Origin of the sequence: Escherichia sp. HH26CH (assembly GCF_009820205.1) — a bacterium.
Lineage (GTDB): Bacteria > Pseudomonadota > Gammaproteobacteria > Enterobacterales > Enterobacteriaceae > Escherichia > Escherichia coli_F.
This window is the reverse complement of the sequence record NZ_VNXM01000008.1, coordinates 1-26,287: the sequence shown is the minus strand read 5'-3', so window position 1 is coordinate 26,287 and position 26,287 is coordinate 1. Positions and strand designations below refer to the sequence as shown.

22 protein-coding genes and 3 pseudogenes are annotated in these 26,287 nt (G+C 46.5%); 15 read left to right on the top strand and 10 right to left on the bottom strand.

The features are described from left to right. Positions 1-93: 93 nt before the first annotated feature. On the top strand, positions 94-1,047 hold the full coding sequence (tal, locus tag FQ015_RS01295; RefSeq protein WP_000130187.1) for a transaldolase: 954 nt from the start codon (positions 94-96) through the stop codon (positions 1,045-1,047). Between the two features lie 114 nt (positions 1,048-1,161). Beyond that, positions 1,162-1,749, top strand: coding sequence for a molybdopterin adenylyltransferase (mog, locus tag FQ015_RS01290; protein ID WP_001094685.1), 588 nt, complete (start codon positions 1,162-1,164; stop codon positions 1,747-1,749). A 34-nt stretch (positions 1,750-1,783) separates the two neighbouring features. On the opposite strand, the gene satP is transcribed toward mog, so the two are convergent. The 3 genes from satP to FQ015_RS01275 form a co-directional block, all read right to left on the bottom strand. Further along, positions 1,784-2,350, bottom strand: coding sequence for an acetate uptake transporter (gene satP, locus FQ015_RS01285; RefSeq protein ID WP_000528541.1), 567 nt, complete (start codon positions 2,348-2,350; stop codon positions 1,784-1,786). Between the two features lie 148 nt (positions 2,351-2,498). Continuing rightward, positions 2,499-3,212 carry an acidic protein MsyB gene (msyB, locus tag FQ015_RS01280; RefSeq protein ID WP_001102367.1) on the bottom strand — a complete coding sequence of 238 codons (714 nt, stop codon included), beginning with the start codon at positions 3,210-3,212 and terminating at the stop codon, positions 2,499-2,501. A gap of 25 nt (positions 3,213-3,237) precedes the next feature. Next, positions 3,238-3,642, bottom strand: coding sequence for a DUF2541 family protein (locus tag FQ015_RS01275; RefSeq protein WP_105271164.1), 405 nt, complete (start codon positions 3,640-3,642; stop codon positions 3,238-3,240). A 376-nt stretch (positions 3,643-4,018) separates the two neighbouring features. On the opposite strand from FQ015_RS01275, the gene dnaK reads away from it, so the two are divergent. Next, entirely contained in the window at positions 4,019-5,935 is a 1,917-nt protein-coding gene (gene dnaK / locus FQ015_RS01270) for a molecular chaperone DnaK (protein WP_000516135.1), read from the top strand. Between the two features lie 88 nt (positions 5,936-6,023). After that, positions 6,024-7,154, top strand: a complete 1,131-nt coding sequence (gene dnaJ, locus FQ015_RS01265) for a molecular chaperone DnaJ (protein WP_001118464.1) — start codon at positions 6,024-6,026, stop codon at positions 7,152-7,154. 103 nt (positions 7,155-7,257) lie between these two features. Here the strand turns inward: dnaJ and mokC are convergent, their stop codons facing one another. Further along, complete coding sequence (mokC, locus tag FQ015_RS01260) at positions 7,258-7,410, bottom strand: type I toxin-antitoxin system toxin MokC (protein ID WP_000809168.1); 153 nt, start codon at positions 7,408-7,410, stop codon at positions 7,258-7,260. A gap of 613 nt (positions 7,411-8,023) precedes the next feature. On the opposite strand from mokC, the gene FQ015_RS01255 reads away from it, so the two are divergent. The 5 genes from FQ015_RS01255 (at position 8,024) to nhaR (ending at position 14,056) form a co-directional block, all read left to right on the top strand. Beyond that, positions 8,024-8,785: an outer membrane protein OmpK gene (locus tag FQ015_RS01255; protein ID WP_001274831.1), complete on the top strand. Its 762-nt coding sequence runs from the start codon at positions 8,024-8,026 to the stop codon at positions 8,783-8,785. A 20-nt stretch (positions 8,786-8,805) separates the two neighbouring features. Beyond that, positions 8,806-10,299 (top strand): sulfatase family protein, encoded by a 1,494-nt coding sequence (locus FQ015_RS01250; RefSeq protein ID WP_160523612.1) that lies wholly within the window; start codon positions 8,806-8,808, stop codon positions 10,297-10,299. A 129-nt stretch (positions 10,300-10,428) separates the two neighbouring features. After that, positions 10,429-11,673, top strand: coding sequence for an IS1 family transposase (locus FQ015_RS01245; RefSeq protein WP_160523611.1), 1,245 nt, complete (start codon positions 10,429-10,431; stop codon positions 11,671-11,673). A gap of 251 nt (positions 11,674-11,924) precedes the next feature. Next, positions 11,925-13,091, top strand: coding sequence for a Na+/H+ antiporter NhaA (nhaA, locus tag FQ015_RS01240; protein WP_039021792.1), 1,167 nt, complete (start codon positions 11,925-11,927; stop codon positions 13,089-13,091). A gap of 65 nt (positions 13,092-13,156) precedes the next feature. After that, complete coding sequence (nhaR, locus tag FQ015_RS01235) at positions 13,157-14,056, top strand: transcriptional activator NhaR (RefSeq protein ID WP_160523621.1); 900 nt, start codon at positions 13,157-13,159, stop codon at positions 14,054-14,056. 37 nt (positions 14,057-14,093) lie between these two features. Here nhaR and FQ015_RS01230 read toward each other — a convergent pair. The 6 genes and pseudogenes from FQ015_RS01230 to rpsT all read right to left on the bottom strand — a co-directional run bounded on the left by FQ015_RS01230 (position 14,094) and on the right by rpsT (position 20,041). Beyond that, positions 14,094-15,055: pseudogene (locus FQ015_RS01230) on the bottom strand (fimbrial family protein). Between the two features lie 102 nt (positions 15,056-15,157). Further along, positions 15,158-16,624, bottom strand: a pseudogene (locus FQ015_RS01225) (fimbria/pilus outer membrane usher protein); the annotation flags it as partial. Positions 16,625-16,636: 12 nt separating this feature from the next. Next, positions 16,637-16,966 (bottom strand): annotated as a pseudogene (locus FQ015_RS01220) (fimbria/pilus periplasmic chaperone); the annotation flags it as partial. Positions 16,967-17,041: 75 nt separating this feature from the next. Further along, a complete protein-coding gene (locus tag FQ015_RS01215; RefSeq protein ID WP_160523610.1) occupies positions 17,042-17,575 on the bottom strand; it encodes a fimbrial protein in 534 nt (177 codons plus the stop codon). A 265-nt stretch (positions 17,576-17,840) separates the two neighbouring features. Continuing rightward, a complete protein-coding gene (locus tag FQ015_RS01210) occupies positions 17,841-19,292 on the bottom strand; it encodes a hypothetical protein (RefSeq protein WP_039021794.1) in 1,452 nt (483 codons plus the stop codon). Between the two features lie 485 nt (positions 19,293-19,777). Next, entirely contained in the window at positions 19,778-20,041 is a 264-nt protein-coding gene (rpsT, locus tag FQ015_RS01205; protein WP_001274021.1) for a 30S ribosomal protein S20, read from the bottom strand. A 102-nt stretch (positions 20,042-20,143) separates the two neighbouring features. Here rpsT and FQ015_RS01200 point away from each other — a divergent pair, with 102 nt between their 5' ends. The 6 genes from FQ015_RS01200 (at position 20,144) to ispH (ending at position 26,173) form a co-directional block, all read left to right on the top strand. Continuing rightward, positions 20,144-20,362, top strand: coding sequence for a DUF2575 family protein (locus FQ015_RS01200; RefSeq protein WP_001353471.1), 219 nt, complete (start codon positions 20,144-20,146; stop codon positions 20,360-20,362). Between the two features lie 7 nt (positions 20,363-20,369). Beyond that, a complete protein-coding gene (gene ribF / locus FQ015_RS01195) occupies positions 20,370-21,311 on the top strand; it encodes a bifunctional riboflavin kinase/FAD synthetase (RefSeq protein ID WP_160523609.1) in 942 nt (313 codons plus the stop codon). Positions 21,312-21,353: 42 nt separating this feature from the next. Next, positions 21,354-24,170: an isoleucine--tRNA ligase gene (ileS, locus tag FQ015_RS01190; protein ID WP_160523608.1), complete on the top strand. Its 2,817-nt coding sequence runs from the start codon at positions 21,354-21,356 to the stop codon at positions 24,168-24,170. Continuing rightward, positions 24,170-24,664, top strand: coding sequence for a signal peptidase II (gene lspA, locus FQ015_RS01185; protein WP_000083377.1), 495 nt, complete (start codon positions 24,170-24,172; stop codon positions 24,662-24,664). Before ileS ends, lspA begins: the two co-directional genes overlap by 1 nt. 107 nt (positions 24,665-24,771) lie before the next feature. Next, positions 24,772-25,221 (top strand): FKBP-type peptidyl-prolyl cis-trans isomerase, encoded by a 450-nt coding sequence (gene fkpB, locus FQ015_RS01180; RefSeq protein ID WP_000004655.1) that lies wholly within the window; start codon positions 24,772-24,774, stop codon positions 25,219-25,221. 1 nt (position 25,222) lies between these two features. Beyond that, complete coding sequence (gene ispH, locus FQ015_RS01175; RefSeq protein ID WP_160523607.1) at positions 25,223-26,173, top strand: 4-hydroxy-3-methylbut-2-enyl diphosphate reductase; 951 nt, start codon at positions 25,223-25,225, stop codon at positions 26,171-26,173. Positions 26,174-26,287: the final 114 nt, after the last annotated feature.

Sequence of the window (26,287 nt, the reverse complement as noted above, 5' to 3'; positions counted from 1 at the left end):
TCTTGTCGGCGGTTGCGCTGACGTTGCGTCGTGATATCATCAGGGCAGACCGGTTACATCCCCCTAACAAGCTGTTTAAAGAGAAATACTATCATGACGGACAAATTGACCTCCCTTCGTCAGTACACCACCGTAGTGGCCGACACTGGGGACATCGCGGCAATGAAGCTGTATCAACCGCAGGATGCCACAACTAACCCTTCTCTCATTCTTAACGCAGCGCAGATTCCGGAATATCGTAAGTTGATTGATGATGCTGTCGCCTGGGCGAAACAGCAGAGCAACGATCGCGCGCAGCAAATCGTGGACGCGACCGACAAACTGGCAGTAAATATTGGTCTGGAAATCCTGAAACTGGTTCCGGGCCGTATCTCAACTGAAGTTGATGCGCGTCTTTCCTATGACACCGAAGCGTCAATTGCGAAAGCAAAACGCCTGATCAAACTCTACAACGATGCAGGTATTAGCAACGATCGTATTCTGATCAAACTGGCTTCTACCTGGCAGGGTATCCGTGCTGCAGAACAGCTGGAAAAAGAAGGTATCAACTGTAACCTGACCCTGTTGTTCTCCTTCGCTCAGGCTCGTGCTTGTGCGGAAGCGGGCGTGTTCCTGATCTCGCCGTTTGTTGGCCGTATTCTTGACTGGTACAAAGCGAATACCGATAAGAAAGAGTACGCTCCGGCAGAAGATCCGGGTGTGGTTTCTGTATCTGAAATCTACCAGTACTACAAAGAGCACGGTTATGAAACCGTGGTGATGGGCGCAAGCTTCCGTAACATCGGCGAAATTCTGGAACTGGCAGGCTGCGACCGTCTGACCATCGCACCGGCACTGCTGAAAGAGCTGGCTGAGAGCGAAGGGGCTATCGAACGTAAACTGTCTTACACCGGCGAAGTGAAAGCGCGTCCGGCGCGTATCACTGAGTCCGAGTTCCTGTGGCAGCACAACCAGGATCCAATGGCAGTAGATAAACTGGCGGAAGGTATCCGTAAGTTTGCTGTTGATCAGGAAAAACTGGAAAAAATGATCGGCGATCTGCTGTAATCATTCTTAGCGTGACCGGGAAGTCGGTCACGCTACCTCTTCTGAAGCCTGTCTGTCACTCCCTTCGCAGTGTATCATTCTGTTTAACGAGACTGTTTAAACGGAAAAATCTTAATGAATACTTTACGTATTGGCTTAGTTTCCATCTCTGATCGCGCATCCAGCGGCGTTTATCAGGATAAAGGCATCCCAGCGCTGGAAGAATGGCTGACATCGGCGCTAACCACGCCGTTTGAACTGGAAACCCGCTTAATCCCCGATGAGCAGGCGATCATCGAGCAAACGTTGTGTGAGCTGGTGGATGAAATGAGTTGCCATCTGGTGCTCACCACGGGCGGAACTGGTCCGGCGCGTCGTGACGTCACGCCCGATGCGACGCTGGCAGTAGCGGACCGCGAGATGCCAGGCTTTGGTGAACAGATGCGCCAAATTAGCCTGCATTTTGTTCCAACCGCGATCCTTTCGCGCCAGGTGGGCGTGATTCGCAAACAAGCACTAATCCTTAACTTACCCGGTCAGCCGAAGTCTATTAAAGAGACGCTGGAAGGGGTGAAGGATGCTGAGGGTAACGTTGTGGTACACGGTATTTTTGCCAGCGTACCGTACTGCATTCAGTTGCTGGAAGGGCCATACGTTGAAACGGCACCGGAAGTGGTTGCAGCATTCAGACCGAAGAGTGCAAGACGCGAAGTTAGCGAATAAAAAAATCCCCCCGAGCGGGGGGATCTCAAAACAATTAGTGGGATTCACCAATCGGCAGAACGGTGCGACCAAACTGCTCATTCAGCACTTCACCCATCGCCAGATAGATTGCGCTGGCACCGCAGATCAGACCAATCCAGCCGGCAAAGTGGATGATCGCGGCATTACCGACAATGTTACCGATCGCCAGCAGGGCAAACAGCACGGTCAGGCTAAAGAAAACGAATTGCAGAACGCGTGCGCCTTTCAGCGTGCCGAAGAACATAAACAGCGTAAATACGCCCCACAGACCCAGGTATACACCAAGGAACTGTGCATTTGGCGCATCGGTCAGACCCAGTTTCGGCATCAGCAGAATCGCAACCAGCGTCAGCCAAAAAGAACCGTAAGAGGTGAATGCGGTTAAACCGAAAGTGTTGCCTTTTTTGTACTCCAGCAGACCAGCAAAAATTTGCGCGATGCCGCCGTAGAAAATGCCCATTGCAAGAATAATACCGTCAAGAGCGAAATAACCCACGTTGTGCAGGTTAAGCAGAATGGTGGTCATGCCGAAGCCCATCAGGCCCAGCGGTGCCGGATTAGCCAACTTAGTGTTGCCCATAATTCCTCAAAAATCATCATCGAATGAATGGTGAAATAATTTCCCTGAATAACTGTAGTGTTTTCAGGGCGCGGCATAATAATCAGCCAGTGGGGCAGTGTCTACGATCTTTTGAAGGGAAAATGAAAATTTTCCCCGGTTTCCGGTATCAGACCTGAGTGGCACTAACCATCCGGCGCAGGCAGGCGATTTGCAGTACGGCTGGAATCGTCACGCGATAGGCGCTGCCGCTGACCGCTTTAACCCCATTTAGTGCCGCGCCTACAGGGCCTCCCAGCCCCGCGCCGCGCAGCAAACCATGCCCAAGTACGCTCATTGCTGCGTGGGTGCGTAAAATGCGGGTCAATTGGCTGGAAAGCAAATGCGACACGCCTTTTGCCAATAATTTGTCTTTCATCAGCAGCGGCAGCAGCTCTTCCAGCTCATTCACCCTGGCATCGACCGCGTGCAGAAACTCCTGCTTATGTTCCTCGTCCATTTTCTTCCAGGTATTACGCAGAAATTGTTCCAGTAACTGTTGCTCAATTTCAAACGTAGACATCTCTTTGTCGGCTTTCAGCTTCAATCGTTTTGAAACATCGAGCAAAATGGCCCGGTACAGTTTGCCGTGTCCGCGTAATTTATTCGCGATGCTATCACCGCCAAAATGCTGTAATTCTCCGGCAATCAGCTGCCAGTTGCGGCGATGTTGCTCGGGATGTCCTTCCATCGATTTAAACAGTTCGTTGCGCATCAGTACGCTGGAGAGGCGAGTTTTGCCTTTTTCATTATGGGTGAGCAGCCGGGCGAAATTTGCCAATTGTTCCTCACTACAATGCTGGAGAAAATCCAGATCTGAATCATTCAGGTAATTAACATTCATTTTTTGTGGCTTCTATATTCTGGCGTTAGTCGTCGCCGATAATTTTCAGCGTGGCCATATCCGATGAGTTCACCGTATGGCCGGAAAAGGTGATTTTTGAGACGCAGCGTTTATTGTCGTTATCGCTGTTAATGTTGATCCAGTCAGTGGTTTGCCCTTCTTTTATTTCTGAAGGAATATTCAGGCTCTGACTGGCGCTACGGGCGGCTTTAAAATAAACCGATGCACCGCTTAACTGTAAATCGCCATGGTCGGCAGAGAGTTGTATACGCTTAACAATGCGGCAAACAGGAAGTTTCAGCGCCAGATCGTTGGTTTCGTTACGCGGCATGGCAATGACGCCGAGGATTTTATGGTCGTTTGCCTGCGCTGTGCAGCAAAGCAACAGGCTAATTGCCAGGCTGGCGGAAATCGTAAAAACGGATTTCATAAGGATTCTCTTCGTGGGGAGGGAAGGGGGAAGAATACTCACTAGTTTACTGCTGATGAAAAGAAGTTTCAGTCATGTAATCTTTTCTTTTTATTACAATTTTTTTGTGAATGCCTTGGTTGCAATTCATTCATTGTATGAATGAAATTACTGTCTGTTTCATGGCTTCTTCTGGCATATCGCGAAATTTCTGCGCAAAAGCACAAAAAATTTTTGCATCTCCCCCTTGATGACGTGGGTTACGACCCCATTTAGTAGTCAACCGCAGTGAGTGAGTCTGCAAAAAAAATGAAATTGGGCTGTTGAAACCAAACGTTTCGCCCCTATTACAGACTCACAACCACATGATGACCGAATATATAGTGGAGACGTTTAGATGGGTAAAATAATTGGTATCGACCTGGGTACTACCAACTCTTGTGTAGCGATTATGGATGGCACCACTCCTCGTGTACTGGAGAACGCCGAAGGCGATCGCACCACGCCTTCTATCATTGCCTATACCCAGGATGGTGAAACTCTGGTTGGTCAGCCGGCTAAACGTCAGGCAGTGACAAACCCGCAAAACACCCTGTTTGCGATTAAACGCCTGATTGGCCGCCGCTTCCAGGACGAAGAAGTACAGCGTGATGTTTCCATCATGCCGTTCAAAATTATTGCTGCTGATAACGGCGACGCTTGGGTCGAAGTTAAAGGCCAAAAAATGGCACCGCCGCAGATTTCTGCTGAAGTGCTGAAAAAAATGAAGAAAACCGCGGAAGATTACTTGGGCGAACCGGTAACTGAAGCTGTTATTACCGTACCGGCATACTTTAACGATGCTCAGCGTCAGGCAACCAAAGACGCAGGCCGTATCGCTGGTCTGGAAGTAAAACGTATCATCAACGAACCGACCGCAGCTGCGCTGGCTTATGGTCTGGACAAAGGTACTGGCAACCGTACTATCGCGGTTTATGACCTGGGTGGTGGTACTTTCGATATTTCTATTATCGAAATCGACGAAGTTGACGGCGAAAAAACCTTCGAAGTTCTGGCAACCAACGGTGATACCCACCTGGGTGGTGAAGACTTCGACAGCCGTCTGATTAACTATCTGGTTGAAGAATTCAAGAAAGATCAGGGCATTGACCTGCGCAACGATCCGCTGGCAATGCAGCGCCTGAAAGAAGCGGCAGAAAAAGCGAAAATCGAACTTTCTTCCGCTCAGCAGACCGACGTTAACCTGCCGTATATCACTGCAGACGCGACCGGTCCGAAACACATGAACATCAAAGTGACTCGTGCGAAACTGGAAAGCCTGGTTGAAGACCTGGTAAACCGTTCCATTGAGCCGCTGAAAGTTGCACTGCAGGACGCTGGCCTGTCCGTATCTGATATCGACGACGTTATCCTCGTGGGTGGTCAGACTCGTATGCCAATGGTTCAGAAGAAAGTTGCTGAATTCTTTGGTAAAGAGCCGCGTAAAGACGTTAACCCGGACGAAGCTGTAGCAATCGGTGCTGCTGTTCAGGGTGGTGTTCTGACTGGTGACGTAAAAGACGTACTGCTGCTGGACGTTACCCCGCTGTCTCTGGGTATCGAAACCATGGGCGGTGTGATGACGACGCTGATCGCGAAAAACACCACTATCCCGACCAAGCACAGCCAGGTGTTCTCTACCGCTGAAGATAACCAGTCTGCGGTAACCATCCACGTGCTGCAGGGTGAACGTAAACGTGCAGCTGATAACAAATCTCTGGGTCAGTTCAACCTGGATGGTATCAACCCGGCACCGCGCGGTATGCCGCAGATCGAAGTTACCTTCGATATCGATGCTGACGGTATCCTGCACGTTTCCGCGAAAGATAAAAACAGCGGTAAAGAGCAGAAGATCACCATCAAGGCTTCTTCTGGTCTGAACGAAGATGAAATCCAGAAAATGGTACGCGACGCAGAAGCGAACGCCGAAGCTGACCGTAAGTTTGAAGAGCTGGTACAGACTCGCAACCAGGGCGACCATCTGCTGCACAGCACCCGTAAGCAGGTTGAAGAAGCAGGCGACAAACTGCCGGCTGACGACAAAACTGCTATCGAGTCTGCGCTGACTGCACTGGAAACTGCTCTGAAAGGTGAAGACAAAGCCGCTATCGAAGCGAAAATGCAGGAACTGGCACAGGTTTCCCAGAAACTGATGGAAATCGCCCAGCAGCAACATGCCCAGCAGCAGACTGCCGGTGCTGATGCTTCTGCAAACAACGCGAAAGATGACGATGTTGTCGACGCTGAATTTGAAGAAGTCAAAGACAAAAAATAATCGCCCTATAAACGGGTAATTATACTGACACGGGCGAAGGGGAATTTCCTCTCCGCCCGTGCATTCATCTAGGGGCAAATCAAAAAAGATGGCTAAGCAAGATTATTACGAGATTTTAGGCGTTTCCAAAACAGCGGAAGAGCGTGAAATCAAAAAGGCCTACAAACGCCTGGCCATGAAATACCACCCGGACCGTAACCAGGGTGACAAAGAGGCCGAGGCGAAATTTAAAGAGATCAAGGAAGCTTATGAAGTTCTGACCGACTCGCAAAAACGTGCGGCATACGATCAGTATGGTCATGCTGCGTTTGAGCAAGGCGGCATGGGCGGCGGCGGTTTTGGCGGCGGCGCAGACTTCAGCGATATTTTTGGTGACGTTTTCGGCGATATTTTTGGCGGCGGGCGTGGTCGTCAACGTGCGGCGCGCGGTGCTGATTTACGCTATAACATGGAGCTCACCCTCGAAGAAGCTGTACGTGGCGTGACCAAAGAGATCCGCATTCCGACTCTGGAAGAGTGTGACGTTTGCCACGGTAGCGGTGCAAAACCAGGCACGCAGCCGCAAACCTGTCCGACCTGTCATGGCTCTGGTCAGGTGCAGATGCGCCAGGGCTTCTTCGCTGTACAGCAGACCTGTCCACACTGTCAGGGCCGCGGTACGCTGATCAAAGATCCGTGCAACAAATGTCATGGTCATGGTCGTGTTGAGCGCAGCAAAACGCTGTCCGTTAAAATTCCGGCAGGAGTGGACACTGGAGACCGCATCCGTCTTGCGGGCGAAGGTGAAGCGGGCGAGCATGGCGCACCGGCAGGCGATCTGTACGTTCAGGTTCAGGTTAAACAGCACCCGATTTTCGAGCGTGAAGGTAACAACCTGTATTGCGAAGTCCCGATCAACTTCGCTATGGCAGCGCTGGGTGGCGAAATCGAAGTACCGACTCTTGATGGTCGCGTCAAACTGAAAGTGCCTGGCGAAACCCAGACCGGTAAGCTGTTCCGTATGCGCGGTAAAGGCGTCAAGTCTGTCCGCGGTGGCGCACAGGGTGATTTGCTGTGCCGCGTTGTCGTCGAAACCCCGGTAGGCCTGAACGAGAAGCAGAAACAGCTGCTGCAAGAGCTGCAAGAAAGCTTCGGTGGCCCAACCGGCGAGCACAACAGCCCGCGCTCAAAGAGCTTCTTTGATGGTGTGAAGAAGTTTTTCGACGACCTGACTCGCTAACCTCCCCAAAAGCCTGCCCGTGGGCAGGCCAGGTAAAAAACAGGGTGCGTTGAAGATATGCGAGCACCTGTAAAGTGGCGGGGATCACTCCCCGCCGTTGCTCTTACTCGGATTCGTAAGCCGTGAAAACAGCAACCTCCGTCTGGCCAGTTCGGATGTGAACCTCACAGAGGTCTTTTCTCGTTACCAGCGCCGCCACTACGGCGGTGATACAGATGACGATCAGGGCGACAATCATCGCCTTATGCTGCTTCATTGCTCTCTTCTCCTTGACCTTACGGTCAGTAAGAGGCACTCTACATGTGTTCAGCATATAGGGGGCCTCGGGTTGATGGTAAAATATCACTCGGGGCTTTTCTCTATCTGCCGTTCAGCTAATGCCTGAGACAGATAGCCTCAAGCACCCGCCGCTATTATACAGCGCTTTTAATTCACTTCTGTTTTATCAATTCTTTTTCTGAAGACGCCTCGCATTTTTACGGAATAATATTTCAATACATCAATTTATTTAACTTAAATATATCCAGGGATTCACAAAAAAGGTGTTTTCCTCTATCCAAAGTGAATAGCTAAAGGAAATTAATTATTAAAGGTTAGTGTAATACTATAGAGAGACAAAGAAATACGTTCAGCAGTCAATGCTAAGTTCATCATGAAAAATGCCTATAAATCAAAGGGTGATATTTAAAATAGACACATTTTCTGAAACACGATATCTCTCCGCCCGTTCGCAAAAGTAATCTGCGATCTTCATCACGCTTCGATAGTCATCTTTAAATATACTGGCCTGGTCATTCTTAATAAAAATGAATTATCTGATGTATTGATTTCTATGGAACCATAAAAACAATGAATGGAGAGCATATTATATGTCTGCCAAAAGACGACTTCTTATTGCGTGTACCCTGATAACAGCTATCTATCATTTTCCTGCATATTCTTCATTAGAATATAAAGGAACCTTTGGTTCAATAAATGCGGGTTATGCAGACTGGAATAGTGGATTTGTAAACACTCACCGTGGTGAAGTATGGAAAGTGACTGCGGATTTTGGGGTAAATTTTAAAGAAGCAGAATTTTACTCATTTTATGAAAGTAATGTACTCAATCATGCTGTAGCAGGGAGAAATCATACGGTTTCAGCAATGACGCATGTCAGACTCTTTGACTCTGATATGACATTCTTTGGCAAAATTTATGGCCAATGGGATAACTCATGGGGTGACGATCTGGACATGTTTTATGGATTCGGTTACCTCGGCTGGAACGGCGAGTGGGGCTTTTTTAAACCGTATATTGGATTACATAATCAATCTGGTGACTACGTATCAGCTAAATATGGTCAAACGAATGGTTGGAATGGTTATGTTGTTGGCTGGACAGCAGTATTGCCATTTATGTTATTTGACGAAAAATTTGTTTTATCTAACTGGAATGAAATAGAACTGGACAGGAACGATGCTTACACGGAGCAGCAATTTGGCCGGAACGGATTAAATGGCGGTTTAACTATTGCCTGGAAGTTCTATCCTCGCTGGAAAGCCAGTGTGACGTGGCGTTATTTCGATAATAAGCTGGGCTACGATGGCTTTGGCGATCAAATGATTTATATGCTTGGTTATGATTTCTAATTTTTTATCAGGGAATAATTATGCAGAAAACGTTAATGGCCAGTTTGATCGGCCTTGCAGTTTGCACAGGGAATGCTTTTAGTCCTGCCTTAGCCGCAGAGGCTAAACAACCTAATTTAGTCATTATTATGGCGGATGATTTAGGTTATGGCGATTTAGCAACATATGGTCATCAGATCGTTAAAACACCTAATATCGACAGGCTTGCCCAGGAAGGGGTCAAATTTACTGACTACTATGCCCCCGCCCCTTTAAGTTCACCTTCACGCGCTGGGCTATTAACCGGCCGGATGCCATTTCGTACTGGAATTCGCTCATGGATTCCTTCAGGCAAAGATGTTGCCTTAGGGCGTAACGAACTCACGATTGCTAATCTACTCAAAGCGCAAGGGTACGACACGGCAATGATGGGTAAGCTGCATCTGAATGCAGGCGGCGATCGTACCGATCAGCCTCAGGCAAAAGATATGGGCTTTGATTACTCACTGGTTAATACGGCGGGTTTTGTTACCGACGCTACTCTGGATAATGCGAAGGAGCGTCCCCGTTTTGGCATGGTGTATCCGACGGGTTGGTTGCGTAACGGGCAACCCACACCTCGTGCCGATAAAATGAGTGGTGAGTATGTCAGTTCGGAAGTCGTTAACTGGTTGGATAACAAAAAGGATAGTAAGCCTTTCTTCCTTTATGTCGCTTTTACCGAAGTGCACAGTCCCCTGGCTTCGCCCAAAAAATACCTCGACATGTACTCACAATATATGAGCGACTATCAGAAGCAGCATCCTGATTTATTTTATGGCGACTGGGCAGACAAACCCTGGCGTGGTGTGGGGGAATATTATGCCAATATCAGCTATCTGGATGCACAGGTTGGAAAAGTGCTGGATAAAATCAAAGCGATGGGTGAAGAAGATAACACAATCGTTATTTTTACCAGTGATAACGGTCCGGTAACGCGTGAAGCGCGCAAAGTGTATGAGCTGAATTTGGCAGGGGAAACGGATGGATTACGCGGTCGCAAGGATAACCTTTGGGAAGGCGGAATTCGTGTTCCGGCGATTATTAAATACGGAAAGCATCTTCCAAAGGGAATGGTTTCAGATACGCCAGTTTATGGTCTGGACTGGATGCCTACTTTAGCGAAAATGATGAACTTCAAATTACCTACAGACCGTACTTTCGATGGTGAATCGCTGGTTCCTGTTCTTGAGCAAAAAGCATTGAAACGCGAAAAGCCATTAATTTTCGGGATTGATATGCCATTCCAGGATGATCCAACCGATGAATGGGCGATCCGTGATGGTGACTGGAAGATGATTATCGATCGCAATAATAAACCGAAATATCTCTACAATCTGAAATCTGATCGTTTTGAAACACTTAATCTGATCGGTAAAAAACCAGATATTGAAAAACAGATGTATGGTAAGTTTTTAAAATATAAAACTGATATTGATAATGATTCTCTAATGAAAGCCAGAGGTGATAAACCAGAAGCGGTGACCTGGGGCTAACCTGATAATCATAATAAATGTAATGTATGCCATTTAGGGCTATGCCCGCCTGATTCAATGTTACACATTGAATCAGGTTCTTTTCTTTGACATATGACGATAATATCCGGGTATTCGCAGGGAGTGAATATGTTTACCAACGTAAATGTTGATTGTTGCAAAACACCAGGATGCAAAAACCTGGGGTTGTTGAATAGCCAGGATTATATTGCACAAGGCAAAAATATTTTATGTCGGGAATGCGGTTACTTGTTTCCTGTGATATCTGAACGATCTCTTAATATTTATCGTAATCGTGTTAATCATTCATGGAGAGGGTTGGTTCCACAATGTTCAGCTTGCGGAAGCACATCTCTGAAAAAGTATGGCTATTCAGCTCAGGGGCAGAGGAGAATGTATTGTCATCATTGTTCCAGAACTTTTATCACTCTGGATCATGTAAATACAACACCGCGAAGAACACATTTAGCATTGATGATTGAGCAAGGCGCTTCACTTGCAGATATCCGTAAATTATTACTTCTTAATAGCACAGGGCTTAACCGTGAGTTGATGAAACTAGCCCGGGAAGTAAACTATAAAGAAAGTTGCCAGTACTCTTCTGCTTCTGATCTTTCTCTCGCTACCCGCGCTTTTCGCGTAAAGTTTAACGGTAGTAACAACTATCTTTATAGTCTTGTTACCGCAGAAGAACAAAGCGGTAGAGTCGTCGCTATTTCAACAAATTATTCTTCATCAGCGGTAGAGTCGCATTATCAATATGCATCAAGTTATGAAGAGCGTTTGTCTCCAGGTACACTGGCGCATCACGTACAACGCAAGGAGTTACTTACTATGCGGCGTGATACCTTATTTGATATTGATTATGGTCGGGCGATATTACATCAAAACGATCCGGGGATGCTGGTGAAACCGGTTCTTCCGGCATATCGCCATTTTGAACTGGTTAGAGCACTGACTGAAGCATATTCTATAAATATTCAACACTACCTTGATCACGAGTGTTTTATATTAGGCGGTTGTCTGATGGCTAACTTACAGCACATTCATCAAAGCCGGTGCCATATTTCCTTTGTGAAAGAACGCGGCGAGAAAACGACTCATTATGATACGCCGCCGCGGTTATTTTTGAGTGGTGGCGTGAGAAATAATGTCTGGCGTGCATTTTCCGCCCGTGATTATTCAATGGCTGTTTGTAACCTTACAGGAAACAAGAAAGCAAATGAAATGCGGTATTCGACTTTGGCAAGCGCGACTCGTTTTATCAACTTCCTGGAGGCTCATCCCTTTCTACCCTCATTAAACCGAATGTCGCCTGCCAATGTTGTCTCAACATTAGATATTTTCAAGCATCTCTGGAATAAACAGCTATAGCACAGTGCGATTTTATTATTACTTTTCCTAATTAATCCCTCAGAAATCCTGACCTTAAGCTATGATTATCAGGGCTTAGGGTCACATGTCAGCGCTTACAGCCGTCAAAAACTCATCTCATCACTGATGACGCAAATCCTTCAATGGCTCGTAAAAAACGAATTATTCCTACACTATAATCTGATTTTAACGATGATTTGTGCGGGATAAAATAGTAAAAACGATCTATTCACCTGAAAGAGAAATAAAAAGTGAAACATCTGCATCGATTCTTTAGCAGTGATGCCTCGGGAGGCATTATTCTCATAATTGCCGCTGTCCTGGCGATGATTATGGCCAACAGCGGTACAACCAGTGGATGGTATCACGATTTTCTTGAGACGCCGGTTCAGCTCCAGGTTGGTTCACTTGAAATCAACAAAAACATGCTGTTATGGATAAATGACGCGCTAATGGCGGTATTTTTCCTGTTAGTCGGTCTGGAAGTTAAACGTGAACTGATGCAAGGATCGCTAGCCAGCTTACGGCAGGCCGCATTTCCAGTTATCGCCGCTATTGGTGGGATGATTGTTCCGGCATTACTCTATCTTGCCTTTAACTATGCCGATCCGATTACCCGCGAAGGGTGGGCTATTCCGGCGGCGACAGATATTGCATTTGCGCTTGGTGTGCTGGCGCTGTTGGGAAGTCGTGTTCCGTTAGCGCTGAAGATCTTTTTGATGGCGCTGGCTATTATCGACGATCTTGGGGCCATCATTATCATCGCTTTGTTCTACACTAATGACTTATCGATGGCCTCTCTTGGCGTCGCGGCCGTTGCAATTGCCGTACTCGCGGTACTGAATCTGTGTGGTGTACGCCGCACGGGCGTTTATATTCTGGTTGGCGTGGTGTTGTGGACTGCGGTGTTGAAATCGGGGGTTCACGCAACCCTGGCGGGGGTAATTGTCGGCTTCTTTATTCCTTTGAAAGAGAAGCATGGGCGTTCTCCAGCGAAGCGACTGGAGCATGTGTTGCACCCGTGGGTGGCATATCTGATTTTGCCGCTGTTTGCATTTGCTAATGCTGGCGTTTCACTGCAAGGCGTCACGCTGGATGGCTTGACCTCCATTCTGCCATTGGGGATTATCGCTGGCTTGCTGATTGGCAAACCACTGGGGATTAGTCTGTTCTGCTGGTTGGCGCTGCGTTTGAAACTAGCGCATCTGCCTGAGGGAACGACTTATCAGCAAATTATGGCGGTGGGGATCCTGTGCGGTATCGGTTTTACTATGTCTATCTTTATTGCCAGCCTGGCCTTTGGTAGCGTAGATCCAGAACTGATTAACTGGGCGAAACTCGGTATCCTGGTCGGTTCTATCTCTTCGGCGGTAATTGGCTACAGCTGGTTACGCGTTCGATTGCGTCCATCAGTGTGACAGGACGGTTTACCGGGGAGCCATAAACGGCTCCCTTTTCATTGTTTTCAGGGAGAGAAATGAGCATGTCTCATATCAATTACAACCACTTGTATTACTTCTGGCATGTCTATAAAGAAGGTTCCGTGGTTGGCGCAGCGGAGGCGCTTTATTTAACACCACAAACCATTACCGGGCAGATCCGAGCGCTGGAAGAGCGCCTGCAAGGTAAACTATTTAAGCGCAAGGGACGTGGTCTCGAACCCAGCGAACTGGGAGAGCTGGTCTATCGCTATGCCGATAAAATGTTTACCTTAAGCCAGGAAATGCTGGATATCGTGAACTATCGCAAAGAGTCCAATTTATTGTTTGACGTTGGCGTGGCTGATGCACTTTCCAAACGCCTGGTCAGTAGCGTACTGAACGCCGCAGTGGTAGAAGGTGAGCCGATTCATCTTCGCTGCTTCGAATCCACCCACGAAATGCTGCTGGAGCAATTAAGTCAGCATAAACTGGATATGATCATTTCCGATTGCCCGATAGATTCTACGCAGCAGGAAGGCCTGTTCTCCGTGAGAATTGGCGAATGTGGCGTGAGCTTCTGGTGTACAAATCCACCACCGGAAAAACCATTCCCGGCTTGTCTGGAAGAACGGCGGCTTTTGATTCCTGGACGGCGTTCAATGTTAGGACGCAAATTGCTTAACTGGTTTAACTCCCAGGGATTAAACGTAGAAATCCTTGGCGAGTTTGATGATGCCGCATTAATGAAAGCTTTTGGTGCGATGCACAATGCAATCTTCGTTGCTCCAACGCTTTATGCATATGACTTTTATGCCGATAAAACTGTCGTGGAAATTGGTCGCGTAGAAAATGTAATGGAAGAGTACCATGCCATTTTTGCTGAGCGGATGATTCAGCATCCAGCGGTACAGCGAATCTGCAATACGGATTATTCTACGCTTTTTAGTCCAGCGGCGCGTTAATCGGCAACTCCCCCAAAGTTAAGGCGGGGGAGATAGATTAGTTGTATATAACCACAATCTTGACTCGGCTCATTATTTGCCCGCTTGAGACATTGTTTCCATATGTACGCGGGCGAATAAAAAGAGGAATCTGATTACTTCCTTCATGGGGATGCTGAAAAGCATAGCTATTGCTTTTGCCATACAGGATTTCATTCGTACCATCATTCGATAGTTGAAAGCCTACTTGACCAGCACCTTCCTCACTATTTTCTAACTCATTTTTTAATATGCTGGTTCCTGACTCCTGTATCGTCACCGGCTCAAAGTAATATTCAACATCACTGGGTTCAAAAACTAATTCACCTTGCTCGCCCTGGATGCAGTCAAATCTTATATGATGAAACTGATAATTTTCACTATTGATACGAGACAGTACAAATCGTCCAGTGTCGATGGATTTGTCTTCAAAACCACAAGTCATTAAGTTAACCTGTAAAATGGTATTTAAATTAAAGTTAAAGCGGACGCTGTTACAATTAGTATTACTCCCTATGCATGAGCTCACTTCAATTTCGAATAACAAAGGAAAAGGTGCCCCTGGAAAAATATCTGAGATGTAAGAATTATCTGGTAACGAAGTAATAGAATATGGGATCGTGAAATTTATTGCAGATAAGATTTCTTCTAAATTATAAGATGATTTACCGGGTGGTTCTATTTTTTTTACCGTTAGATTCAAAAGGAAAATTAATAATATAATGACGCCCCCCCCACTTTAAACCTTAAGGCGTTCAGTGTTAAAAAATGAACTTTAATGGCGTTGGTCGTATCTTGCAAATCCGCACACTCAATGATATTTCCAGTGTTTTCAATTTTTTCAACAGCGAGATTACCTTTCATATTAAGTGGTTTTAGAGTGTAAGTTCCACGTTGTTCACCGACATTGGTCAGTGTACAGGGAGCACTTTGCACAATAAAAGAGTATAGACTCAAGGAGAGCAATAAAAGCCACTTCATAGTAAACTCCTTTTACTGACATATATATGTTTTATTTTCATCGATAACGTTTTTAAAAGTAATGGTACAAAATAAGTTCTGTTCATCGTTGAGAGCAATTTTTATGCCGGTGGATAAAGGTTGCATAATATTGACAGAAAGGCTATTTTTTCTGCCAATATCATAAAAATCATCATATTCACTATGATGATTGTGTTTATCATTTTCGTAAAGATGGTCGCTGAATGTCCTGTAATCCTGCGAAGCATAACGCCAGGCGGCCACGCTAAAGCGAGTAGCCGTTTGCACTAGATATTTATTATAGGCGACCTGATAGCTTGTACCTTCGTGTATTTTATCATTATTTAACTTACTACTCGATCGGGTAGCGTCAAAAGAAATAGCACCCAGCGGTGTATTCCAACCATTTCCTAACGTTATTGCATTATAGTTATCGGTTAAAATCGTACCGCCATACAGTGTCACAAGATTGTTGAGGCCATATAAATAATTTGCCTCAAGAAAGTCCTCCTGATTGTTTACACCAAATATCTTACTGCGTCCGGGGATAAAATCGAAATTTGAAACACCTGGTTGCAGCATGTTGGGCACGGAAGAGTAGGGCACCAAAAAGGAACGAACACTACCATCTGCTTCTTTTATGCTGACATCGAGATCAGAGCCGCTGCCCGAAAGTTGCAAATCTGCGATAGTAAATGGTCCCGGGGGAACCTCTTTTTGGTAAATGATGTAGCCATTTTGCGAAACCGTTATCAATGCATTACTTTGCGCAATACCTTGTACTAAAGGTGTAAAGCTCTGCATGGAATCAGGTAACATTTGCATATCGCGAAATAAGCGTATTCCGCTAAATCGCAGAGAGTCGAATATGAGTGAGGATGTATAATTTTCTCCTATCTGAATTGTGCTTAATATTTGCGACCAGCCATGTTTCAGGTAAAGAGTATTACTTTGCCATGTGCCTTTCATATCATCAGGTTTGCTATAGCTGGCATCAGAGTGTATCTGCCAACTAAATAAATTTAATCCGCTGTTAAATCGGCCATAACTGGCTGTATTACTGTTATTATTGCTGTCATAAGAGCGATACTGACTTAAATTATAGGAGGTATAAAAAGCATCAATGCCGCGATCCCAACTTTCTGGGGGAACGTAGCCTCTTTCAAGTTCATTGATATACGCCTGTGGGATCGTTAAATTTAGTCGGTGTTCACTGATATCCCACTGATATTGTCCACCATGAACCGCTTCATCCAGTAAAATACAATTATCTTCTTTATTGAGATTATCGGTCTTTACCCCCAGTGTGGTTAGCAGCACCTTAGGCAGACATGGTTTGGCTGGTGACTCTGGGATCATGATATCTTGTTTTCCACGCCACTGGTGGTTTACATAAACATCAAGTTCGTAGTTTACTGGAAGCGGTTGTTTATTATCGAAATGATATTCAGAAACTTTTTCTCCTCTCATGCCGCCGATCATAAAGTGTGTATCAAAAGTTTCTTCAGCATAACCTGGAAAAGAATACGAAATAATAATTGCAGCGACCCATCGTGTCGTCCTTAACATGACTTTTACCTGTTATTTTGCAGCGATTTTACTATTGATATTATTCCCGTAATCATCAACTACCGTTAGTTCATACTCTGAGGCGTTGTTATTTTTTAATGTAATGTCGTTATTAGAAAATGGAGGTAGTAATATACTTTCATTATTAACTTTCACATTTTGGGCTTTGATAGTTGTAATCGTTATCCAGTTCGCTGTTTCATTGTTTATTGAGATGGCATTATCTTTCTTTTTGATATTTAATTGAGACAGGCTTTTTTTATCTACCGGCGCTACGCCTTCGGGACGCCAAAATAACTTTATACGGTTTTGTAATGCAAGTTTAATTTTGTTTTTTCCAGCACAGCAATGCTGTTATAATTCTCATGTAATCACTCCGTAAATAATACCGGTAGCAGAGCTACCGGCATAAAAATTTTAATCTGCACTGATTTTAATCGTCACGGTTGACTCCACGGAGCCTTTTGTTACAGGATCGGTACTTGTACGCTCATATTGTGCATTTAAATTAAGAAAATATTGTCCAGAACCATTATCTTTCAGCGGTGTTTTTACACCTGGCAATATTCTTGTCATATTTCCATCACCGAGGAAAAAGGCAAAGCCAACGTTTTCAGCAGTTCCTTTATTCAACGTAAAGTTATTAGCATCAAACTCTGATGCTAATACTTCGATACTGGGTGCTGTATTGCCGTCACACTGAATTTCTAAGTCATGAGAGGTTGAACCGGTTTTTAAAGTGTAGATTTCATTATTGATAAGTTGATTCATTGCACTGGTTACAACATCTTCGACAACAATATCGGTTATTGAATCACCATTAACAAAGTAACACATTGTATCAACAACTTCTCCTCTAACGGTTAGTGTTCCTTGATCGACATCCTTGGCGAAGGTTGTTACGCTGAATATCAACGTTGTCGCCACGAACGGAATAATATACTTTTTCATAAATCATTCTTAATTGACTAGTATGGAAGGTTACTCATTTTCAAACCTGATTATGTGATCAGGTTGTTAGTATTTATATTAATGTTTAAGTTTTTAAATTTTTGATGTGAAGTTGATGAAATGTTGAAAGTTTAATATTCTTCGTTGCTCGCTTCTTTATAAAAGTTCTGGGGTTCACTCATTAGAGTGAAGAGTAGGATATTTGAGTGCATGTTTCAGGTTTTTTTATTTCTCTGCAGTGAATTAATATACATCAGATGTAATTTTATTCTGAATAACATCTTTCTTTGGGGGGGGGATCCTGATGAGGGATGTTTGTCATAAGGAACATACTTTCATTGATGCTCTGAAGGTATTTACTCATTTCCGGAGATGTTTTGTCGTAATCGTGCATATACTTACTCAATTCTTGATACACATCATTATTTAGCGTTACATTGTCGCGAACTAATGTTTGAACCAATGGAATCAAAATTTCGAAACGAGACGCTTTGTCATCAATACTTCCCAGTGTTTTGAATACTCCTGTATATATGTTACCTAAGTACTTATTGACAAGTTGAGTGGTCCATCGAACAGGCATAATATCTTCACAGAGAAGGTTTTTTATTTTTGTTTTAATGAAGAATACTCCAAATATATTACATTTTTTTAAGAAAAGATTATTTATTTCTCCATTGAAAAAGGTTGTGTTTGATAAGTCACTTTCAAAGCATGATATATTTGATAATATACAAGTGGAATAATAACCATATGTCAGGTTGCTCTTTTCTATCGTTAAGTTTGATAGCAATATTTTATGTATGTTAATATTTGGAGCAGTCAAGTACTGGATTTTTTGCTTGTTAAGTTCATAAATCTCCATGGATTTATTATAGGGTAATAAAAGTATAAATTCCTTTATATAATACCCGTCGTAAGAAAAGACAACATTAAATTTATTGGTGGTCGTTTTTTCAGTTGTGCAGCAAGCTGTTTTTTGTATTAATTGATTAGTCGTAATTTTAAAAGATGATAATTTTTCACAAAGCTGTAAATATGCTGTGTTGCTAGTTTTAAAATTCTGCCATGTTATATCTTGGTTAACATCGATGGATAAGTAAGGGATTTTTTGATATTGCCCATTGTATAACTCAGGGTATGTATTCATTTTAATTAGCTTTTTGAGTTCCTTGCTAAGATAACCTTTTTTCTTGTCTATTTCTCTGTATTTTCTGTTTAGCAAGGTATCCTGATGATCATAAAATGACTGAACTTTTTTGCAGGCTTCATAAAATATTTCAGGAGTATATAACTGATCGTATATTTCCTGATCGAAGTTTGTCTTTAAAAATTTAAGGAATTTGACATGGCAATCTTCTGATATCTTAATATCTTCAGTAATATATTCACTTGTGAAGTCATCAAAAACATCCAATCTAAGTAATGTGATGTTTTTGTCTTTTAAAAAAGAAAGTTGGATTGTGTGTTCTTGGACTTTACATCTATAAAAATGCGCATCTATCAAATTAGTCTGTTGAAATAAAAAATGAAGTGCTGGAGATATTTTAGGTAACTGTTGGCTTCTAAAAAAATCATCAAATAAAATAATTAACTCTGTTTTATACTCGCATAATATTTTTAATGAATTGTCTTTTCTTGTTTCCTTTATTGTTTCATTATCTGCTATATTTGATTTATAAAGATAATGTGGCAAAGTATATATACCATCTTTCATTATCAGTCCTTGAATTTGATGAGTTTTTTTATTAATTTATTTTAAAGTATATGTGATTACTATCAAAAATCGCTCATTAGTTTTTAATAAGTACATTATAAATAAGTATTTAACCTGTATTGATTGTGGTTAATAATTTATTAGATTTAATAAAGTGATATTTATGGATGGTTAAAGAGTATAGGAATTTAATTCAAAAATAGAGTGATCTTAAGTTTAAGACCTCAATGTGTATCACGATCTCCACATTCTATGTAGGGGAGTCTGGAGATTGAGTAGATATTCTTATTCAGAATGTATCAGCCGATGGTTCTGCGATTTTTAAGCCACGAAGAGTCCAGAGAGTGTAACGGCATGTCTGCAAGCACCTGCAACTTTTGACTATCTGGCAACCTGCAGTGTGTTTTCTCACGCATCACAAAAGCAGCAGGCATAAAAAAACCCGCTTGCGCGGGCTTTTTCACAAAGCTTCAGCAAATTGGCGATTAAGCCAGTTTGTTGATCTGTGCAGTCAGGTTAGCCTTATGACGTGCAGCTTTGTTTTTGTGGATCAGACCTTTAGCAGCCTGACGGTCCACGATCGGTTGCATTTCGTTAAATGCTTTCTGTGCAGCAGCTTTGTCGCCAGCTTCGATAGCTGCGTATACTTTCTTGATGAAAGTACGCATCATAGAGCGACGGCTTGCGTTGTGCTTACGAGCCTTTTCAGACTGAATGGCGCGCTTCTTAGCTGATTTGATATTAGCCAAGGTCCAACTCCCAAATGTGTTCTATATGGACAATTCAAAGGCCGAGGAATATGCCCTTTTAGCCTTCTTTTGTCAATGGATTTGTGCAAATAAGCGCCGTTAATGTGCCGGCACTCGTTACGTAGTGATGGCGCAGGATTCTACCAGCTTGCGTGGTGCGAATACAGCTTTTCCGCGATAAAAATTGCAGCAGGCGGTCTGTTTCTTCCCGTAATTTGCGGCATGGCAATGAAAAGCCACTTCTTTCTGATTTCGGTACTCAATCGCCGGTTAACCTTGACCGCTGTACAAGGTATACTCGGACGATTTTCACTGTTTTGAGCCAGACATGAAGCTGATACGCGGCATACATAATCTCAGCCAGGCCCCGCAAGAAGGGTGTGTGCTGACTATTGGTAATTTCGACGGCGTGCATCGCGGTCATCGCGCGCTGGTACAGGGCTTGCAGGAAGAAGGGCGCAAGCGCAACTTACCGGTGATGGTGATGCTTTTTGAACCTCAACCACTGGAACTGTTTGCTACCGATAAAGCCCCGGCACGGCTGACCCGACTGCGGGAAAAACTGCGTTACCTTGCAGAGTGTGGCGTTGATTACGTGCTGTGCGTGCGTTTCGACAGGCGTTTCGCGGCGTTAACCGCGCAAAATTTCATCAGTGACCTTCTGGTGAAGCATTTGCGGGTAAAATTTCTTGCCGTAGGTGATGATTTCCGCTTTGGCGCTGGTCGTGAAGGCGATTTCTTGTTATTACAGAAAGCTGGCGCGGAATACGGCTTCGATATCACCAGTACGCAAACTTTTTGCGAAGGTGGCGTGCGCATCAGCAGTACCGCTGTACGTCAGGCGCTGGCGGATGACAATCTGGCTCTGGCAGAAAGTTTACTGGGGCACCCGTTTGCCATCTCCGGGCGTGTGGTCCACGGTGATGAATTAGGGCGCACTATAGGTTTCCCGACGGCGAATGTACCGCTGCGCCGTCAGGTTTCCCCGGTGAAAGGGGTTTATGCGGTAGAAGTGCTGGGCCTCGGTGAAAAGCCGTTACCCGGCGTTGCAAACATCGGAACACGCCCAACGGTTGCCGGTATTCGCCAGCAGCTGGAAGTGCATTTGTTAGATGTTGCAATGGACCTTTATGGTCGCCATATACAAGTAGTGCTGCGTAAAAAAATACGCAATGAGCAGCGATTTGCGTCGCTGGACGAACTGAAAGCGCAGATTGCGCGTGATGAATTAACCGCCCGCGAATTTTTTGGGCTAACAAAACCGGCTTAAGCCTGTTATGTAATCAAACCGAAATACGGAACCGAGAATCTGATGAGTGACTATAAATCAACCCTGAATTTGCCGGAAACAGGGTTCCCGATGCGTGGCGATCTCGCCAAGCGCGAACCGGGAATGCTGGCGCGTTGGACTGATGATGATCTGTACGGCATCATCCGTGCGGCTAAAAAAGGCAAAAAAACCTTCATTCTGCATGATGGCCCTCCTTATGCGAATGGCAGCATTCATATTGGTCACTCGGTTAACAAGATTCTGAAAGACATTATCGTGAAGTCCAAAGGGCTTTCCGGCTATGACTCGCCGTATGTGCCTGGCTGGGACTGCCACGGTCTGCCGATCGAGCTGAAAGTAGAGCAAGAATACGGTAAGCCGGGTGAGAAATTCACCGCCGCCGAGTTCCGCGCCAAGTGCCGCGAATACGCAGCGACTCAGGTTGACGGTCAGCGCAAAGACTTTATCCGTCTGGGCGTGCTGGGCGACTGGTCGCACCCGTACCTGACTATGGACTTCAAAACTGAAGCCAACATCATCCGCGCGCTGGGCAAAATCATTGGCAACGGTCACCTGCACAAAGGCGCGAAGCCGGTGCACTGGTGCGTTGACTGCCGTTCTGCGCTGGCGGAAGCGGAAGTTGAGTATTACGACAAAACTTCTCCGTCCATCGACGTCGCTTTCCAGGCGGTCGATCAGGATGCACTGAAAGCAAAATTTGGAGTAAGCAACGTTAACGGCCCAATCTCGCTGGTGATCTGGACCACTACGCCGTGGACTTTGCCTGCCAACCGCGCAATCTCCATTGCACCGGATTTCGACTATGCGCTGGTGCAGATCGACGGTCAGGCCGTGATTCTGGCGAAAGATCTGGTTGAAAGCGTAATGCAGCGTATCGGCGTTACCGATTACACCATTCTCGGCACGGTAAAAGGTGCGGAGCTGGAGCTGCTGCGCTTTACCCATCCGTTTATGGGCTTCGACGTTCCTGCAATCCTCGGCGATCACGTTACCCTGGATGCCGGTACCGGTGCCGTACACACCGCGCCTGGCCACGGCCCGGACGACTATGTGATTGGTCAGAAATACGGCCTGGAAACCGCTAACCCGGTTGGCCCGGACGGCACTTATCTGCCGGGCACTTACCCGACGCTGGATGGCGTGAACGTCTTCAAAGCGAACGACATCGTTGTTGCGCTGCTGCAGGAAAAAGGCGCGCTGCTGCACGTAGAGAAAATGCAGCACAGCTATCCGTGCTGCTGGCGTCACAAAACGCCGATCATCTTCCGCGCGACGCCGCAGTGGTTCGTCAGCATGGATCAGAAAGGTCTGCGTGCGCAGTCACTGAAAGAGATCAAAGGCGTGCAGTGGATCCCGGACTGGGGCCAGGCGCGTATCGAGTCGATGGTCGCTAACCGTCCTGACTGGTGTATCTCCCGTCAGCGCACCTGGGGCGTACCGATGTCACTGTTCGTGCACAAAGACACGGAAGAGCTGCATCCGCGTACCCTCGAACTGATGGAAGAAGTGGCAAAACGCGTTGAAGTTGATGGCATTCAGGCATGGTGGGATCTTGATGCGAAAGAGATCCTCGGCGACGAAGCTGATCAGTACGTGAAAGTGCCGGATACGCTGGACGTATGGTTTGACTCCGGATCTACCCACTCTTCTGTTGTTGACGTGCGTCCGGAATTTGCTGGTCACGCAGCGGACATGTATCTGGAAGGTTCTGACCAGCACCGTGGCTGGTTCATGTCTTCCCTGATGATCTCCACCGCGATGAAAGGCAAAGCGCCGTATCGTCAGGTACTGACCCACGGCTTTACCGTGGATGGTCAGGGTCGCAAGATGTCTAAATCCATCGGCAACACCGTTTCGCCGCAGGACGTGATGAACAAACTGGGCGCGGATATTCTGCGTCTGTGGGTGGCATCAACCGACTACACTGGCGAAATGGCCGTTTCTGACGAGATCCTGAAACGTGCTGCCGACAGCTATCGTCGTATCCGTAACACCGCGCGCTTCCTGCTGGCAAACCTGAACGGTTTTGATCCGGCAAAAGATATGGTGAAACCGGAAGATATGGTGGTACTGGATCGCTGGGCCGTAGGTTGTGCGAAAGCGGCGCAGGAAGACATCCTCAAGGCATACGAAGCATACGATTTCCACGAAGTGGTACAGCGTCTGATGCGCTTCTGTTCCGTTGAGATGGGCTCTTTCTACCTCGACATCATTAAGGACCGCCAGTACACCGCGAAAGCGGACAGCGTGGCGCGTCGTAGCTGCCAGACTGCGCTGTATCACATCGCAGAAGCGCTGGTTCGCTGGATGGCACCAATCCTCTCCTTCACCGCTGATGAAGTGTGGGGCTATCTGCCGGGCGAACGTGAAAAATACGTCTTCACCGGCGAGTGGTACGAAGGCCTGTTTGGTCTGGCAGACAGCGAAGCGATGAACGATGCGTTCTGGGACGAGCTGCTGAAAGTGCGTGGCGAAGTGAACAAAGTCATTGAGCAAGCGCGTGCCGACAAGAAAGTGGGTGGCTCGCTGGAAGCGGCAGTGACCTTGTTCGCAGAACCGGAACTGGCGGCGAAACTGACCGCGCTGGGCGATGAATTACGATTTGTCCTGTTGACCTCCGGCGCTACCGTTGCAGACTATAACGACGCCCCTGCTGATGCTCAGCAGAGCGAAGTACTCAAAGGGCTGAAAGTCGCGTTGAGTAAAGCCGAAGGTGAGAAGTGCCCACGCTGCTGGCACTACACCCAGGATGTCGGCAAGGTGGCGGAACACGCAGAAATCTGCGGCCGCTGTGTCAGCAACGTCGCCGGTGACGGTGAAAAACGTAAGTTTGCCTGATGAGTCAATCGATCTGTTCAACAGGGCTACGCTGGCTGTGGCTGGTGGTAGTCGTGCTGATTATCGATCTGGGCAGCAAATACCTGATCCTCCAGAACTTTGCTCTGGGGGATACGGTCCCGCTGTTCCCGTCGCTTAATCTGCATTATGCGCGTAACTATGGCGCGGCGTTTAGTTTCCTTGCCGATAGCGGCGGCTGGCAGCGTTGGTTCTTTGCCGGTATTGCGATTGGTATTAGCGTGATCCTGATGGTGATGATGTATCGCTCGAAGGCCACGCAGAAGCTAAACAATATCGCTTACGCGCTGATTATTGGCGGTGCGCTGGGCAACCTGTTCGACCGCCTGTGGCACGGCTTCGTTGTCGATATGATCGACTTCTACGTCGGCGACTGGCACTTCGCTACCTTCAACCTTGCCGATACTGCCATCTGTGTCGGTGCGGCACTGATTGTGCTGGAAGGTTTTTTGCCTTCTAAAGCGAAAAAACAATAATAAACCCTGCCGGATGCGATGCTGACGCATCTTATCCGGCCTACAGATTGCTGCGAAATCGTAGGCCGCATCCGGCAAAAATCCTCAAAATATAAGAGCAAACCTGCATGTCTGAATCTGTACAGAGCAATAGCGCCGTCCTGGTGCACTTCACGCTGAAACTCGACGATGGCACTACCGCCGAGTCTACCCGCAACAACGGTAAACCGGCGTTGTTCCGCCTGGGCGATGCTTCTCTTTCTGAAGGGCTGGAGCAACACCTGCTGGGGCTGAAAGTGGGCGATAAAACCACCTTCTCGCTGGAGCCAGATGCGGCGTTTGGTGTGCCGTCACCGGACCTGATTCAGTACTTCTCCCGCCGTGAGTTTATGGATGCAGGCGAGCCAGAAATTGGCGCAATCATGCTTTTTACCGCAATGGATGGCAGTGAGATGCCTGGCGTGATCCGCGAAATTAACGGCGACTCCATTACCGTTGATTTCAACCATCCGCTGGCCGGGCAGACCGTTCATTTTGATATTGAAGTGCTGGAAATCGATCCGGCACTGGAGGCGTAACATGCAGATCCTGTTGGCCAACCCACGTGGTTTTTGTGCCGGGGTAGACCGCGCTATCAGCATTGTTGAAAACGCGCTGGCCATTTACGGCGCACCAATTTATGTCCGTCACGAAGTAGTGCATAACCGCTACGTGGTCGATAGCCTGCGCGAGCGTGGGGCTATCTTTATTGAGCAGATCAGCGAAGTGCCGGACGGTGCGATCCTGATCTTCTCCGCACACGGTGTTTCTCAGGCGGTACGTAACGAAGCGAAAAGCCGTGATTTGACGGTATTCGACGCTACCTGTCCGCTGGTGACCAAAGTGCATATGGAAGTCGCCCGTGCCAGCCGTCGTGGCGAAGAGTCGATTCTCATCGGCCACGCCGGGCACCCGGAAGTAGAAGGGACGATGGGGCAGTACAGCAACCCGGAAGGGGGAATGTATCTGGTCGAATCGCCAGACGATGTGTGGAAACTGACGGTCAAAAACGAAGAGAAACTCTCCTTTATGACCCAAACTACGCTGTCGGTGGATGACACGTCTGATGTGATCGATGCGTTGTGTAAACGCTTCCCGAAAATTGTTGGTCCGCGCAAAGATGATATCTGCTACGCCACCACTAACCGTCAGGAAGCGGTACGCGCTCTGGCAGAACAGGCGGAAGTAGTACTGGTGGTTGGTTCAAAAAACTCTTCCAACTCCAACCGTCTGGCGGAACTGGCCCAGCGTATGGGCAAACGCGCGTTTTTGATTGACGATGCGAAAGATATCCAGGAAGAGTGGGTGAAAGAGGTTAAATGCGTCGGCGTGACTGCGGGCGCATCGGCTCCGGATATTCTGGTGCAGAATGTGGTGGCACGTTTGCAGCAGCTGGGCGGTGGTGAAGCCATCCCGCTGGAAGGCCGTGAAGAAAACATTGTTTTCGAAGTGCCGAAAGAGCTGCGTGTCGATATTCGTGAAGTCGAGTAAAGATTAATCATTCAAAACCAGCACATTCGTTGCTGGTTTTTTTTGTGCACAGAAAACCCCCAGCTAGGCTGGGGGTTCCGGAAAGCTTTCAGCTTTGAGCCAGTTATTAAAACC